Annotated in this window: 14 protein-coding genes; 7 read left to right on the forward strand and 7 right to left on the reverse strand. The window is 59.8% G+C overall.

The features are described from left to right. Positions 1–24: 24 nt before the first annotated feature. Complete coding sequence (locus tag BLP23_RS22195; RefSeq protein WP_092586948.1) at positions 25–1,131, reverse strand: TRAP transporter substrate-binding protein; 1,107 nt, start codon at positions 1,129–1,131, stop codon at positions 25–27. Between the two features lie 295 nt (positions 1,132–1,426). Here BLP23_RS22195 and BLP23_RS22200 point away from each other — a divergent pair, with 295 nt between their 5' ends. After that, the gene (locus tag BLP23_RS22200; protein WP_092586949.1) at positions 1,427–2,197 is read left to right on the forward strand and encodes a gamma-glutamyl-gamma-aminobutyrate hydrolase family protein; all 771 of its coding nucleotides are present in this window, start codon (positions 1,427–1,429) and stop codon (positions 2,195–2,197) included. A 37-nt stretch (positions 2,198–2,234) separates the two neighbouring features. Continuing rightward, positions 2,235–2,744 carry a GNAT family N-acetyltransferase gene (locus tag BLP23_RS22205; RefSeq protein WP_233426779.1) on the forward strand — a complete coding sequence of 170 codons (510 nt, stop codon included), beginning with the start codon at positions 2,235–2,237 and terminating at the stop codon, positions 2,742–2,744. A gap of 4 nt (positions 2,745–2,748) precedes the next feature. Here the strand turns inward: BLP23_RS22205 and BLP23_RS22210 are convergent, their stop codons facing one another. The 3 genes from BLP23_RS22210 to BLP23_RS22220 form a co-directional block, all read right to left on the reverse strand. Continuing rightward, complete coding sequence (locus BLP23_RS22210; protein ID WP_092586950.1) at positions 2,749–3,705, reverse strand: 2-hydroxyacid dehydrogenase; 957 nt, start codon at positions 3,703–3,705, stop codon at positions 2,749–2,751. Between the two features lie 16 nt (positions 3,706–3,721). Then, on the reverse strand, positions 3,722–4,744 hold the full coding sequence (locus tag BLP23_RS22215) for a LacI family DNA-binding transcriptional regulator (RefSeq protein ID WP_022715909.1): 1,023 nt from the start codon (positions 4,742–4,744) through the stop codon (positions 3,722–3,724). Positions 4,745–4,865: 121 nt separating this feature from the next. Continuing rightward, positions 4,866–5,456 carry a MarR family winged helix-turn-helix transcriptional regulator gene (locus BLP23_RS22220; protein WP_092586951.1) on the reverse strand — a complete coding sequence of 197 codons (591 nt, stop codon included), beginning with the start codon at positions 5,454–5,456 and terminating at the stop codon, positions 4,866–4,868. A 9-nt stretch (positions 5,457–5,465) separates the two neighbouring features. Here BLP23_RS22220 and BLP23_RS22225 point away from each other — a divergent pair, with 9 nt between their 5' ends. The 3 genes from BLP23_RS22225 (at position 5,466) to BLP23_RS22235 (ending at position 8,474) form a co-directional block, all read left to right on the forward strand. Continuing rightward, entirely contained in the window at positions 5,466–6,257 is a 792-nt protein-coding gene (locus tag BLP23_RS22225) for a creatininase family protein (RefSeq protein WP_092586952.1), read from the forward strand. Positions 6,258–6,381: 124 nt separating this feature from the next. After that, the gene (locus tag BLP23_RS22230; protein ID WP_092586953.1) at positions 6,382–7,485 is read left to right on the forward strand and encodes a CobW family GTP-binding protein; all 1,104 of its coding nucleotides are present in this window, start codon (positions 6,382–6,384) and stop codon (positions 7,483–7,485) included. Continuing rightward, a complete protein-coding gene (locus BLP23_RS22235) occupies positions 7,485–8,474 on the forward strand; it encodes a WD40 repeat domain-containing protein (RefSeq protein ID WP_092587064.1) in 990 nt (329 codons plus the stop codon). The genes BLP23_RS22230 and BLP23_RS22235 overlap by 1 nt, the downstream gene beginning before the upstream one ends. A gap of 53 nt (positions 8,475–8,527) precedes the next feature. Here the strand turns inward: BLP23_RS22235 and BLP23_RS22240 are convergent, their stop codons facing one another. Then, positions 8,528–9,538 carry a serine hydrolase domain-containing protein gene (locus BLP23_RS22240; RefSeq protein WP_092587065.1) on the reverse strand — a complete coding sequence of 337 codons (1,011 nt, stop codon included), beginning with the start codon at positions 9,536–9,538 and terminating at the stop codon, positions 8,528–8,530. A gap of 151 nt (positions 9,539–9,689) precedes the next feature. On the opposite strand from BLP23_RS22240, the gene BLP23_RS22245 reads away from it, so the two are divergent. Next, positions 9,690–10,646, forward strand: a complete 957-nt coding sequence (locus BLP23_RS22245) for an NAD-dependent epimerase/dehydratase family protein (protein ID WP_092586954.1) — start codon at positions 9,690–9,692, stop codon at positions 10,644–10,646. Between the two features lie 40 nt (positions 10,647–10,686). Here the strand turns inward: BLP23_RS22245 and BLP23_RS22250 are convergent, their stop codons facing one another. Together BLP23_RS22250 and odc2 are read right to left on the reverse strand one after the other, a co-directional pair. Continuing rightward, complete coding sequence (locus tag BLP23_RS22250) at positions 10,687–11,277, reverse strand: GNAT family N-acetyltransferase (RefSeq protein ID WP_092586955.1); 591 nt, start codon at positions 11,275–11,277, stop codon at positions 10,687–10,689. An 88-nt stretch (positions 11,278–11,365) separates the two neighbouring features. Then, entirely contained in the window at positions 11,366–12,499 is a 1,134-nt protein-coding gene (gene odc2 / locus BLP23_RS22255; protein WP_092586956.1) for an ornithine/lysine decarboxylase, read from the reverse strand. A gap of 525 nt (positions 12,500–13,024) precedes the next feature. Between odc2 and BLP23_RS22260 the strand changes: the two genes are divergently transcribed. Then, positions 13,025–13,918, forward strand: coding sequence for a LysR family transcriptional regulator (locus BLP23_RS22260; RefSeq protein ID WP_092586957.1), 894 nt, complete (start codon positions 13,025–13,027; stop codon positions 13,916–13,918). Positions 13,919–14,016: the final 98 nt, after the last annotated feature.

Consider the following 14,016-nt stretch of genomic DNA (forward strand, 5'->3'; position numbering starts at 1 on the left):
AACGCGAAGAACGGTTCCAGCCGCCTAGAGCTTGCCCGATCGCTGCTGGATCATCATGAAGGTGTCAAACGTATATTCCGACAGCTGCATCCAGAGGTAAGCATCGCGCTTGAATGCGGTCTGGTCGTCGTAGATCTTCTTGAAAGATGGGTTCGAAGCCGAGAGCTCGGCATAAAGACCGGCTGAAGCCTGGAATGCAGCTTCCAGAATTTCCTGGCTGAAGGGACGCAGTGTCGCACCTTCGGCGACGAGCTGCTTCAGCGCTGAAGGGTTCTTCATATCGTATTTCGCCATCATCCTGGTATTGGAATAGGTGCAGGCGTCGGCGAGGATCGTCTGGTAGTGCTTCGGCAGACTGTTCCACTTTTCGAGATTGAAGAAAGCGTGGATCGCCGGACCGCCTTCCCAGAAGCCCGGATAGTAGTAGTACTTGGCGACTTTATGCAGGCCGAGCTTCAAGTCGTCATAGGGACCGACCCACTCGGACGCGTCGATCGTGCCCTTTTCGAGCGCCGGATAGATGTCACCGCCGGCAATCTGCTGCGGGATGACGCCGAGCTTTTCCATGACGCGCCCGGCAAGACCGGCGATACGCATCTTGACGCCCTTGAGGTCATCCAGCGTATTGATTTCCTTGCGGAACCAGCCCCCCATCTGGACGCCGGTATTACCGGCTGGAAGACCGAACATGCCCTGCGTGGCATAAAATTCGTTCATCAGGTTGATGCCATTGCCCTCGAAGAACCAGGCGTTGGTGAGGCGGGCATTGAGGCCGAAGGGAATGGCCGTGCCGATTGCATAGGTCGGATCCTTGCCGACGAAATAGTACGAGCAGGTGTGGCAGCATTCGACGGTACCCGAGCTGACGGCGTCGGCCGCCTGCAGGCCGGGCACGATTTCACCGGCTGCGAAAGGCTGGATCTTGAAGGCACCGTCGGTCGCGTCGGCGACTTGCTTGGCGATATCTTCCGCACCGCCAAAGATCGTGTCCAGGCTCTTCGGGAACGAAGAGGTCATGCGCCACGAAATTTTCGGATTCTCCTGTGCGATCGCCGGTGCGGCGAGCGCGCTTGCCGCAACGGCACCTGCCCCCGCAGTTCCAGCCTTCTTAATAAACGAACGACGATCCATCAAAAACCTCCCGTATAGATGGTATGCACGGACAATCTCATCTTTACCCGCAGCAATGGAGGCGAGCTAAGCATGCGGCCGCCCGCGTTTCAAGCTTTAGTCGATCAGACTTTGGCATCACGGCAGCAATTTGGCGAATGCCGTGTTTCCATCGAAAATCAGCAGTTTAGCAAGGTCTCTATGCTTGATTGGCGCAGATCGCCGCAATTTGGCCCGCCATTGCGCCGACAAGTTGACTTTGAGGCCGATCTCGGTTCTCACAATAGAAAAATCGAGAGCTTTCCGGATTAAAAATATGAAGCCGATCGTCGCCGTTCCTGCCGATATCCGCACCCTCGATGGCGCCGACTGGCATGCCGTCCAGCATCAGTATGTACGCGCGGCGCTGAACGCCGCGGGCGTCATGGCCTTCATCATTCCTGCCTTCGAGAAAGGTTATGACACGGACGCAATCCTTGACCGAGTGGATGGTCTGCTGGTTTCCGGCTCCGCGAGCAACGTCCACCCATCGCTCTACGGTGCCGAGGCTCGCGAAAGCGATGGCCCCTTCGACCAGGCGCGTGACGCAACGGCCATACCCCTCATCCGCCGTGCAATCGATCGAGCCATCCCGCTGCTGGCGATCTGCCGGGGCATACAGGAGCTCAACGTCGCGCTCGGCGGTTCCCTTGCCAGTGAAATCCACGAACAGGAGGGCATCTGGGACCACAGAAAGCCAGCCGATGTCGATCGCGACGGCATGTATGCCATCCGCCAGAGCGTTTTCGTCAAGGAAGGCTCCTGCATCGCCCGCATCATCGGTCCAGGCGAAGTCCTGGTGAACTCGCTGCACCGTCAGGCAATCGCCAAGACGGCGCCTCGCCTACAGGTGGAGGCGATCGCCGAAGACGGGACGATCGAAGCCGTTTCCGTCATCGACGCCAAAGCCTTTGCCGTCGGCGTGCAGTGGCATCCGGAATACTGGGCCGAAACCGACAAGCCCTCGAATCAGATCTTTGCGGCCTTCGGGGATGCGGCAAGAGAATACGCGGCGGCGAAGAATGCCTCCATGAAGGTCAAGGCTTAGGTACTCCGGTTGCACGACAGAACGACAGGTATCGACAGTGGCTCGCGGCGAGATCAATATACGGCTCCTCGGCCCCGCGGATATTGAGGCTTTTCGGCAAATCCGCTTGGAGGCGCTACAAACAGAGCCCGCGGCATATGCGAGCACCGCCGCCGATTGGGAGAGCCTGACAAACGATGAATGGCGTCACCGCCTCTCGAACAATGCAGTGTTCGTCGCATTCCACCAAGAGAGGCCGGTTGGCATGATGGGCTTGATGCGGCAGCAATCGAGCAAGATGGCCCACCGTGCGACGATTATTATGGTCTACGTGCATAAGAGCTTTCGCGGTTTAGGCGCCGCCTCGGCGCTACTGGAACGACTGACCGGGCACGCTCGAGAGGTCGGCATCAGACAGCTGGAGCTGGCCGTAAGCGCGCAGAACCCGCCAGCGATCCGTTTCTACGAGCGCGAGGGCTTCATCCAGGTCGGGCGAATTCCGGGCGGAATTATTCACGACGGAGAGGAAATCGATGATGTCGTTATGGCGCGGCGCATCGTTGACTGAGCCGTTACCTTGCCGCAGGCGTTTCCGGCACCGGAGTTAGCGGCCTGCTCTTCTCAAACCATTCGATGAGATTGCCGGCAACGAGATCGGCCATCGCGTTGCGCGTCGGGATCGAGGCGGAGGCGACGTGCGGCAGCAGCACCGCATTCGGCAAGCTGAAGAGTTCCGCCGGGACCACCGGCTCGCTGTAGAAGACATCGAGGCCCGCAGCCCCTAGTGCGCCGCTCTTCAGCGCCGAAACGAGCGCTGCTTCATCCACCGTCCATCCTCGGCCGACATTGATCAGAATGCCGTCAGGGCCGAGTGCAGAAAGGACCTCCGCATCGATCGTCTTGTGGGTGTGAGGCGTCTTCGGAACGATCGCAATCAACGTATCGACAGCGTCGGCGAGACCTTTCAGCGTCGGATGATAATCATAGGTGATATCGGGATGGATCGTGCGTGTGTGATAGCTGATTTTCACCTTGAATGGTTCGAGGCGCCTGGCGATCTCTTGGCCGATGCGGCCGAGGCCGTAGAGACCGACATGCCGCCCTTTTAAGGAAAAGCGCGATAATGGGTAGGCCGAACCCGGCGTCCAGTGGCCCTCACGCAGCCAGTTCTCCGCCCGCGGCAGTTCGCGGACGGTGTTGAGCAGCAGGCCGATTGCCGTATCGGCGACCTCGTCGTTCAACACATCCGGCGTGTTGGTAACGACGATACCTTTTTCCGCAGCATGCTTGACGTCCACGGCGTCATAGCCGACGCCGAAGCTCGCGATCACCTCAAGGCTCGGCAGCTGATCCATCCACCTGCCGGCAAACGCGCCGCTGACGGCAGCGCCGCGAATGCGGTTTGCGGTTTCGGCGTCGAGTTCCAACGTCTCGCTTTTTTCGACGGCGACAACTTCAAAACGGTCCTTCAAGGTCGCAAGAACACGCTCGTGTATCTTCCCGGGAACGAGAATGGCGATGCGGGACATGGCTTTTCCTCTTGTATTACTGGCGGGGTCTGTAAGGGCTTGTCGACTGGCGGATGCGCATCTCGGGTTTGATCAGGTGGATGCCGTCCGGCTCGTGACTGCCGGCCAAGCGATCGAGAAGCGCCCGGGCGGCAAGGCGGCCAACTTCAGCCTGCCCATTCCAGACCGTCGTCAGGGCCGGTGTCGAGAGCGAGGCTTCCTCGAGATCGTCATAGCCGGTAACCGAGATGTCCTTGCCTGGCACAAGACCGGCACGGGCAATGCCGTTCATGAGCCCGATGGCAACGAGATCGTTCCAACAGACGGCAGCAGACGGTTTTTGCGGCAGCGACAGGAAATGCACAGCCGCCTCGAACCCGCCCTGCATCGAGCGCGGACCGGGAATGCGCAGGTTGGGATCGACTTCGATCTCCGCCTTGCGCAGCGCATTGACATACCCCTGATAGCGGTCGCGGCCGGTTGAGGTCTGATCCGTTCCCCCGATCATGGCGATTGAGCGGTGGCCGAGCCCGATCAGGTGATTGGTGGCAAGTGAAATCCCGTAGCTGTCGTCACCGCGATAGGTCGGCAGGTCCATCCCCTCCATTGAGCGCGCGACAAGGATCGCCGGCATGCCGTTGGCCTCGGCAAGCTGCATGTCCTCAGGCGGTGTGCCGATTGCGGGCGACATGATGACACCGTCGCCGCCGAGTTGCAGCAGCGTCTCGATGAACGTGCGCTGCTTTTCGACCGAATCGTAGTGGTTGGACAGGATGAAGGTATGACGGCTGCGATCGAGTTCGCTCTCGATCGCCTTTAGGATTTCGCCGTAGAACGGGTTCATGATGTCGTGCACCACGACGCCGACGATGCCCGAGCGAGACGTACGCAGGCTTGCGGCCCGGCGGTTGTAGATATATCCGAGCGCGCGCGCCTGTTCCTTGATCTTTTCGCGCGTATTGCCTGCAACGAGCGGGCTGTCGCGTAAGGCGAGCGATACCGTTGCCGTAGAAATGCCGAGCGTTTCGGCAATTGTCGAAAGTTTGATCTTCTGAGCCACGCATCCTCCCCAGGCAACGCGCGAGATGGTGGAGCGCATCGCGGAACCGGAAAAGAGCGCCCCTTAAAATGTTTAATTAAAAGATTAAACGCGGGGAGGCAAACCGAATTTTGATCGACCGTCAAATTTCGTCGGGTTCTTCGAACGGCACTGCTTCGGCCTGGAGATTGTTGTCGATCGCCTTTAGAAGGCGCACGAGGTTGCGGATTTCTTTCTCCGAAAAATCAAGCGTAGCCGTCCGATCGCAGGCCGACGCCGCCATCTCGATCGCCTTCACGCTGCCGCGCCCGAGTTCGGTGAGGTAGACCTTCGTCAGCCGCGCATCGTCCGCATCCGGCTTGCGCTCCAGAAAGCCCTGGGCTTCCATGCGGCCGATGGTGCGAGTCATGGTTGGCGCCTTGACGCCGAGTTTCTGAGCAAGGCCGCCTGCCGTCATCCCGTCGGTTTCAGCAAGCGAAAGAATGACGCCGTCCTGGCCGGCGTAAAGGCCGCTTTCAAGCAGACTACGGGAGAGCACCGTGCGCATCGACCGCGCAGCCTGCGTCAAAGCCGGCGAAAGATCGGCAAGCGTATATTCGGTCGGGTCCTTTTTCTTGGACTTGTTTTTCTTGCCGTCTTTGTGCTTCTTCCCCATCGCCATCCCTTTGATCTTTAAGCCGTGACAACGCTGCGTTATGACATTGCGCAGGTTCACGTCATAAACAAGGGGCATTGAAACCGGATGACAGCGCCTGCCCGGAACTTCGCGGACAACGATGCCGCACTTTCGGCTGAAGACCGCCGAAACTGGATCGCGGTTCTGCCGCTCGGCGCGCATGAGCAGCACGGCCCGCACCTTCCTTTCGAAACCGACACGCTGATTGCCGAAGGCATCGTCGAAAGGCTGAAGGCTGCCCTCCCCTCAACATTACCGGTTACCTTCCTGCCCACAGAACCGGTCGGCTATTCGATCGAACACATGGATGTCGAAGGCACGAAGACGTTGACCTACTGCGAAGCGATCGACCGCTGGCTGGCAATTGCCGGAATGCTTCACGATCTCGGCTGCCGCAAACTGGTCATGTTGAACGCCCACGGCGGCAATTCACCGCTGATGACAATCGTCGCAACCGAAGCGCGGGTGAAGTTCAACATGCTGGCCGTTGCGACCAGCTGGACCCGTTTCGGCGTGCCGGAAGAGGTGATATCAGCTGAAAACAAGGCGATCGACATCCACGGCGGCGATATCGAAACCTCGGTCATGCTGGCGCTGCATCCCGGTAGGGTCACCATGTCCAAGGCTGAGAACTTCGCTTCAAGGCAGCTGGAATTTGCCGGGCGCTTCAAGCATCTACGGGCCTACGGGCCGCACGCCTTCGGCTGGAAGATGTTCGATCTGAACGTCCAAGGCGCGGCCGGAAACGCCGCTGCCGCAACGGCCGAGAAAGGCGAAGCGCTAGTCGGCCATGCGGTTAAGGGGCTGACGGAACTGCTGCGGGATGTGGATGCGTTTGACACATCCCAGCTCAAATAGAGCGATCCAAAGGCAATGTGATCTTATAACATTATAAAACCCTTTGAACTGACGCGTCCAAATCCTTATATGGAACCGACCGTTTAAAGCCCCCTCGGCGGCAAGCCCATTCTTCGAGGTTCTCATGACCGACGCAATTTCGACTCAGCAGAAGCCCATCCCCGTCACCGTGCTCACCGGCTATCTCGGCGCCGGCAAGACGACGCTGCTCAACCGCATCCTGTCCGAAAACCACGGCAAGAAATACGCGGTCATCGTCAACGAATTCGGCGAAATCGGCATCGACAACGACCTGATTGTCGAGTCGGACGAAGAAATCTACGAGATGAACAACGGCTGTGTCTGCTGTACCGTGCGCGGCGACCTGATCCGCGTCGTCGAGGGCCTGATGCGCCGCCCCGGACGCTTCGACGGCATCATCGTCGAGACGACCGGACTTGCCGATCCGGTGCCGGTCGCCCAGACCTTCTTCATGGATGACGACGTGCGCGCCAAAACGGAGCTCGACGCAGTCGTCGCCCTTGTCGATGCCAAGCACCTGCCGCTGCGCTTGAAGGACAGCCGCGAGGCCGAAGACCAGATCGCCTTTGCCGACGTCGTCCTCATCAACAAGACTGATCTCGTCTCGCCGGAAGAACTGGCGCAGATCGAGGATATCGTCCGCGCCATCAACCCCTCGGCTCGCGTCTACAAGACGAGCCGCTCCGGCGTTGATCTCGCCCGCGTGCTTGATCAGGGCGCTTTCAACCTTGAACGCGCGCTGGAAAACGACCCGCACTTCCTGGAGCAGGAACACGACGATCACGTCTGTGGCCCGGATTGCGATCACGACCACCATCACCATGCGCATGACCACGACCATGATCACCACCATCACGGTCACGACCATGGCCATCATCACCACGGCGCGATGTCGCCGATCCATGACGTGACGGTGCAGTCGGTGTCGCTCCGCGGCGGCCAGATGAACCCCGAGCGCTTCTTCCCCTGGATCCAGAAGATCACCCAGACGCAGGGTCCGAACATCCTGCGCCTTAAAGGCATCATTGCCTTCAAGGACGATGCCGAGCGCTATGTCGTCCAGGGCGTGCACATGATCGTCGAGGGCGACCACCAGCGTCCTTGGAAGGATGGCGAGAAGCGCGAGACGCGGCTGGTCTTCATCGGCCGCGACCTCGACCGCGACAAGCTCGAAGCCTCCTTCAAGGCATGCGAGGCCGCGGCCTGATGCCAACAGTTGCCCCGCTTGATCTCGACGGCCACATTCTGGCCGTCGAATTTTTAGGTGATGTCCCCTACTTCGCGAATGCCGCCGGCACGTTTCACCGGCTGGATGGCGGCGAGAAGGTTTGCGAAGCCCATCAGGGCATGCTCACCTGCATCCGCGATCCCTATAGCGAAAGCCTGATTTCCGGCGGCGAAGATGGCAAGGTGTTGCGCATTGCGGCCGACGCCGGCGTCAGCGAGATCGCTAATGCCCCGCGCAAATGGATTTCGCAGGTAGCGGCCGGCCCGCAGGGTGCCGTCGCCTATGCCTATGGAAAGAGCGCCTTCGTCCATCTTTCGAATGGCGACACTAGGGAGTTCACCGAGGAGCGGACCGTCGAAGGCCTTGCCTTTGCACCGAAAGGCATGCGCATCGCTGCAGCGCGCTACAATGGCGTATCGCTGCACTGGGTTGGCATGAACGCAAAGCCGGTCGATCTGGAGTGGAAGGGCGCACATACGGGTGTCACATTCTCACCCGACGGCAATTTCCTCGTGACCACCATGCAGGAAAACGCCCTGCACGGCTGGAAGCTTGACGCCAAGCCGGGCACTGAGGCGCGTCACATGCGCATGACCGGTTATCCGGCCAAGGTGAAGTCGCTCTCCTGGTCCGCCAAGGGCAAGTGGCTCGCCTCATCTGGCGCACCAGCAGCAATCGTCTGGCCATTCCAGGGCAAGGACGGTCCGATGGGCAAGGCGCCGCTCGAGCTCGGCACGCGCGCCAACATCATGGCGACCGCGGTCAAGTTCCATCCGGCAGAGGACATCCTCGCAATCGGTTTCATCGACGGCATGATCCTTGCCGTGCGTATTGCAGACAGTAAAGAGGCGCTGATCCGCCGCCCCGGCAAGGGCGCCATCACCGCGATGAGCTGGAGCAAGAACGGCAAGCTGCTGGCCTTCGCCTCGGAAGCAGGCGACTGTGGCGTCGTCGATATCTCGGCCTGACCGCTCAAGCTCTTCCGATGGTGATGGCTGAGTGCCTTCGCCATCCCTTCCAGTCAGGATGTCCGGGCATTTTCGACAATCTCGCCCAACACGCCATGCAAGGCATCACGATAGCCGTTGCGGGCGGATGGCCCGCTTTCCTCCGAGGTCATCACCACGGTCAGATTGAGCGACGGCACGATATATAGCATCTGCCCACCGTAGCCCCATGCGAAATGCACGTCCTCGCCGCCGAGATTGCGCTCAAACCATCCGTAGCCATAGGCATCGCCCGAGAAGCGCGAGTTGGTGCGCCGCTGCCAGGACGCGGCAACCCAGTCGGCGGGAATGACTTGTCGCCCCTGCGGCGTCCTGCCGCCGTTGCGATAGAGCTCGCCAAAAGCAAGCAACGAGCGGGCGCTCATGGCCATCTGGTTTCCGCCGAGATAGATGCCCTGTGGATCGCGTTCCCAGGCGCCAATCCGAAAGCCTACGACTGGCCTGAGCCATTCCCGTGCCAAGGCAAGGGTTGTCTTACCGCTCGCCTTCGTCAGGATTGCAGACAGGAGATGTGTCGAGGCAGTCGAGTACAGCATTCGGCCCCCGGGCTCATCGTCGAAGGGTTGCGAGAGTGCAAAACGCACCCAGTTTCGGCTCGAAACCCAGCGCCCGTAGTTCGGTCCCGACATACGGCCCAACCCCGCCTGCATGGACAGCAGGTTTCCGATGGTGATCTCGTTCAGCCGCGGATCGGGTGATTGCGGCAGATCCGCCTTCAGGATCGGCGCGATCTTCTGATCCGGTCCTTCGAGCACGCCCTTGCTGATGGCGATGCCGACAAGGGCGGAGATGATCGCTTTCGAGGCGGACTTGATATTAGTCGATTCCGACGCTGTATGTCCGCGATAGCCGCGCTCGGCAACGATCTTTCCGTCGCGCGAAATGATGATGGTTTTCAGGGATTTCAGTTCCTCGCGGAAAGCGAAGTTGTCGAGCAGCGACGCAAGGCGATCGTTTTCCTGCTGGGCTGAGACCGGCGCGGCGGAAAGAAAAAGGGCAAACCATATGAGGAAGGCTCTGGTCATTGCCATGAGCTAGCGCAATCCCAGGCAGAATTCATCCGTTCAAAGAGCCGATTCACGCGGACGTGAAAGTTTATGATCCTGCTTGCCCTATCGAGCGGCCGCCCAACATATTGGCCGGACCAACTCAACATTCGGCGGGAGCGTAAAAACGATGGCACGCGTAATCGTGATCGGAGCAACCGGCCATGTCGGCACATATCTCGTCCCGCGTCTTGTCGAGGCAGGGCATGACGTCGTTGCAATCAGCCGCGGCAAAGCGGAGCCCTACTGTCCCCACGCAGCTTGGCAGAGCGTCGAACGGCAGCAGATGGATAGGGCGCAGATGGAGGAGGAAGGCAGCTTCGGCCCCGCCGTCCGCGCACTGAGGCCCGATATCGTCATCGACATGATCTGTTTCACGTTGGCGAGCGCTCGCCACCTGGCGGGAGTGTTGGATGGCCATGTCGGCCATTTTCTGCACACCGGCACCATCTGGACGCACGGCCATTCCATTTCAGTTCCGACGCGCGAGGATGCGCCGAAAACGCCCTTTGGAGACTATGGCGAGCAGAAGAAGGCAATCGAGGACTATCTTCTAGGCGAGGCACGGCGGCGGGCCTTTCCCGCAACCCTCATCCATCCCGGCCATATCGTTGGACCGGGCTGGCCTCCACTCAACCCCGCCGGACACTTCAACCTTTCCGTCTTTTCGACGATTGCACGCGGCGAGACGCTGAGATTGCCGAATCTCGGTTTGGAGACCGTTCATCATGTCCACGCTGACGATGTGGCAGGCATGTTCATGGCAGCGATCAGCAATTGGCACGCGTCAAGCGGAGAAAGCTTCCACGCGGTTTCCGACCAGGCACTGACGTTGAGAGGGTATGCCGAAGCGATGTTTCGCTGGTTCGGGCATGAGCCGAAGCTTGAGTTCTTCCCCTATGACGAATGGTCGAAAATGGAGAGCGCCGAGGACGCAAGGGCGACGTGGGAGCACATCGCCCGAAGCCCGAATTGCTCGATGGACAAGGCAAGACGCCTGCTGGAGTTCACGCCACGCCACAGCTCCCTCCAGGCTGTGCAGGAGTCGGTGCGGTGGCTTATCGCGCAAGGGCGCATAGGCGCTTAAAAGAAAAAGCCCCGCCCGTTTCAGAAAGAGGCTTGACGCGTCAGGCAGCCTTGCGGAGCGGCGCCTTGGCCAGCATGCGCCCCGAGGCAACGATCATGCCGGCTGCGCCGTCAAGCCAGCCTTCCGTCAACTCCAGCGCAAGGAAACGCGAGCGTTCGAACGGGCCGGGCATGACGAGATGGCAAGCCTTCTCTGCAAAGAAGCCGAAGCGCTCGTAATAGGCAGCATCGCCGACGAGCAGGATCGCGCCATGTCCCCGGTTCTTGGCCTCGAGAATCGCCGCACGCATCAGCGCCGAACCGACACCCTTGCCCTCAAAGGTCGGATCGACGGCCAAAGGGCCGAGCAGCAACGCATTGATCGACGTTCCGTCGGCGTTGACGCCAGCTTCGATGTTCCAGAGGCGGACGGTGCCGATGACATGACCGTCGCGGTCACGCGCGACAAGTGCCAAGCCTTCTGCCGGGATGCGGCCGCGCCGGATCTTCTCCGACGACTTCTTGCGGCGGTTCGGACCCATGGCGCGATCGAGCAGATTCTCGCGCGGTACGACATCCGACGGATTCTCGGAGTCGATGGTGAAAACGGAGGGCGCAAAAAATGCGCGGACAGAATCAAGAACAGCGGCCATCTTGGCCTCCCGAACTCAAAACCGTTTCAGACGGTGTCGAAAGAACATTGTGAAGGTGCCGCCCCGATTGGATACGGGGCCGGCTGGATCATATGACGTAGGCCTTCAGCGGCTCAAAGCCATTAAAAGCAACCGCCGAATAGGTCGTCGTATAGGCACCGGTGCCTTCGATCAGAACCTCGTCGCCGATGGTGAGGCTCACCGGCAGCGGGTAGAGGTTCTTCTCGTAGAGCACGTCGGCCGAATCGCAGGTCGGGCCGGCGATGACGCAAGGCTCCATCTTGTCGGTGTCGCGTTCGGTGCGGATCGGGTAGCGGATGGCCTCATCCATCGTTTCGGCGAGACCGCCGAACTTGCCGATGTCGAGGAATACCCAGCGGGCCGTATCGTTGTCCGACTTCTTCGAGACGAGCACCACCTCAGCCTTGATGACGCCGGCATTGCCGACCATGCCGCGGCCCGGCTCGATGATCGTCTTCGGGATCTGGTTGCCGAAGTGATCGCGCAGGCTCTGGTAGATCGAACGGCCATAAGCCTCGGCCGACGGGACGTCTCGAAGGTATTTCGTCGGGAAGCCGCCGCCCATGTTGACCATCTGCAGATGGATGCCCTGCTTGGCAAGCTGCACGAAAACGCGCTTGGCATCGGCAAGAGCCGAATCCCACGCATCGACCTTGGTCATCTGCGAACCGACATGGAACGAGACGCCATAGGATTCGAGACCGAGCTGATGGGCATAAACAAGAACATCGACAGCCATTTGCGGGACGCAGCCGAACTTGCGCGATAGCGGCCATTCGGCGCCTTCGCCATCCGTGAGCACGCGGCAGAACACGCGGGCGCCGGGAGCGGCACGCGAGATCTTCTCGACTTCCTCGTGGCTGTCGACCGCAAAGAGGCTGACGCCGAGCGCATAGGCACGTGCGACGTCGCGCTCCTTCTTGATCGTATTGCCGTAGGAGATGCGGGCAGCGGTCGCACCGGCATCCAGTGCCATTTCGATTTCAGCGACAGACGCGCAATCGAAATTGGAGCCGAGGGAAGCCAGCAGCTTCAGCACTTCCGGGGCCGGGTTTGCCTTGACAGCATAGTAGATAGCGCTGTCCGGCATCGCATGACGGAAGGCGTTGAAATTGTCGCGCACGACGTCGAGGTCGACCACGAGGCAGGGACCGTCGGGACGTCGGGTTGCGAGAAAGTCGCGGATGCGCTGGGTGGTCATATCGATTCCCTCTTCCAATTCCAGAGCTCCGGAAAAAACCGGAGGACAAAGGGCATACGAATGCTCGCATTGGAACCAGCCGGTGGAGACCCCGGAACCATAGCAAGCGCTCGATGCGCAAATATTGAACCAACGCCACGACAGCGGCATAGTTCGGCTTTGTCTGCCATGGATTGGAGGGAAAATCCCAACCGCACTTCCGGCAATGAAGGTGTGCCTCTTCAGTAACCCCGGCTGATGGAAAGCCGGAAGACACCAGAAAGGCCCGCACCGTCGTTGCTTAGGCGTCCTCGCATTTCCCGGTTGGCCGGAATAGCGACTGGAGGGGTTAGTTCCAGGTACCTTACCGATGACCTCACCTAATCGAGGGTCGGCGGACACCCATGGGCACGTGCGACTTTGGGCTGAGGACGAGATAAGAATATTCGCAGTCATAATCAAGAATTTTTTTGCCCGTCCTCAAAAAAATAAATTGAACAACTCCGCGCAATTTGTTCAATCTTTCGCAACAACCGGGAGATTGCCATGGACACACTGACGCGAATACGCGCCTTCATCGATGTCGTTGAAGCGGAAGGTTTTTCCGCCGCAGCGCGGCGCACCGGCCGCTCCAAGGCGCTGCTTTCCAAATATGTGCGCGAGCTGGAAGACGAGTTGGGTGCCCTGCTGCTCAACCGCACCACCCGGCAGTTTTCCATGACCGAGGCCGGGCATACTTATTACCGCACCGCCTCCGACATTCTGAAGGAGATCGACAACCTCGCCGATCTGGTCCGCGAGAACAACGCACAACTCAAAGGCCGGCTGAAGATCTCGGTGCCGCGCACCTTTGTCGATGCCGATGTCGGTCAGTCGCTGATCGATTTTGCCAAGGAGAACCCGGACCTGCAGCTGGAAATCGCCGCAGACGACCGGTTCGTCGATCTGATCGAAGAAGGTTTCGACCTGGCGATCCGCGTCACGAAGCTTGAAGATTCGGGAATGATCGCGCGAAAGATCTCGGATTTCCGCGTCCACGTCTGCGCCACGCCGGAGTTTCTCGAGCGCTATCCGGCCCTCGAACATCCGACGGACATTTCCAACGTTCCCTTCATCGTGGATACGAACTCGCGCACGCAGGCAAGCGTGCGTTTCTACAATCCGGACAGCACGTCCTTCGCCGTCGCGGTTTCCGGACCGATCGAGGTGAACAGCCCGCATGCGACATTGCGGGCGGCTCTTTCCGGCATCGGCATTGCGGTCATCCCGGACTTCATCGCTCGCAAGCCGATCGAGGACGGCCGGCTCGTGACGCTGTTCAACGACTACATACCTACCGATCGCGGGATTTATGCCGTCTATCCGCATCGGCGCTACCTGCCGGCAAAGGTCCGCATCTTCGTGGATTTCCTCCATGCTTGGTTCAAGAAGCAGGCTTGAAGCCGGCCTGATTCACTTTGCCGCCTTGAAGTAGGTCCCAATTCCGTCCCATTCTCCGGCAAGAAGACACCAACCGATTTGGGCAGAGCGGTAACCCG

The organism is Rhizobium mongolense subsp. loessense (assembly GCF_900099775.1).
In the GTDB taxonomy this organism is placed as follows: domain Bacteria; phylum Pseudomonadota; class Alphaproteobacteria; order Rhizobiales; family Rhizobiaceae; genus Rhizobium; species Rhizobium loessense.

What these genes read in the sequence shown, in the direction of transcription:
- BLP23_RS22195 (WP_092586948.1), bottom strand. Translation starts at nt 1,131, where the DNA reads ATGGATCGTCGTTCGTTTATTAAGAAGGCTGGAACTGCGGGGGCAGGT.
- BLP23_RS22210 (WP_092586950.1), bottom strand. Translation starts at nt 3,705, where the DNA reads ATGTCCCGCATCGCCATTCTCGTTCCCGGGAAGATACACGAGCGTGTT.
- BLP23_RS22260 (WP_092586957.1), top strand. Translation starts at nt 13,025, where the DNA reads ATGGACACACTGACGCGAATACGCGCCTTCATCGATGTCGTTGAAGCG.
- BLP23_RS22225 (WP_092586952.1), top strand. Translation starts at nt 5,466, where the DNA reads ATGACAGCGCCTGCCCGGAACTTCGCGGACAACGATGCCGCACTTTCG.
- BLP23_RS22220 (WP_092586951.1), bottom strand. Translation starts at nt 5,456, where the DNA reads ATGCCCCTTGTTTATGACGTGAACCTGCGCAATGTCATAACGCAGCGT.
- BLP23_RS22250 (WP_092586955.1), bottom strand. Translation starts at nt 11,277, where the DNA reads ATGGCCGCTGTTCTTGATTCTGTCCGCGCATTTTTTGCGCCCTCCGTT.
- BLP23_RS22245 (WP_092586954.1), top strand. Translation starts at nt 9,690, where the DNA reads ATGGCACGCGTAATCGTGATCGGAGCAACCGGCCATGTCGGCACATAT.
- BLP23_RS22240 (WP_092587065.1), bottom strand. Translation starts at nt 9,538, where the DNA reads ATGACCAGAGCCTTCCTCATATGGTTTGCCCTTTTTCTTTCCGCCGCG.
- odc2 (WP_092586956.1), bottom strand. Translation starts at nt 12,499, where the DNA reads ATGACCACCCAGCGCATCCGCGACTTTCTCGCAACCCGACGTCCCGAC.
- BLP23_RS22235 (WP_092587064.1), top strand. Translation starts at nt 7,485, where the DNA reads ATGCCAACAGTTGCCCCGCTTGATCTCGACGGCCACATTCTGGCCGTC.
- BLP23_RS22230 (WP_092586953.1), top strand. Translation starts at nt 6,382, where the DNA reads ATGACCGACGCAATTTCGACTCAGCAGAAGCCCATCCCCGTCACCGTG.
- BLP23_RS22200 (WP_092586949.1), top strand. Translation starts at nt 1,427, where the DNA reads ATGAAGCCGATCGTCGCCGTTCCTGCCGATATCCGCACCCTCGATGGC.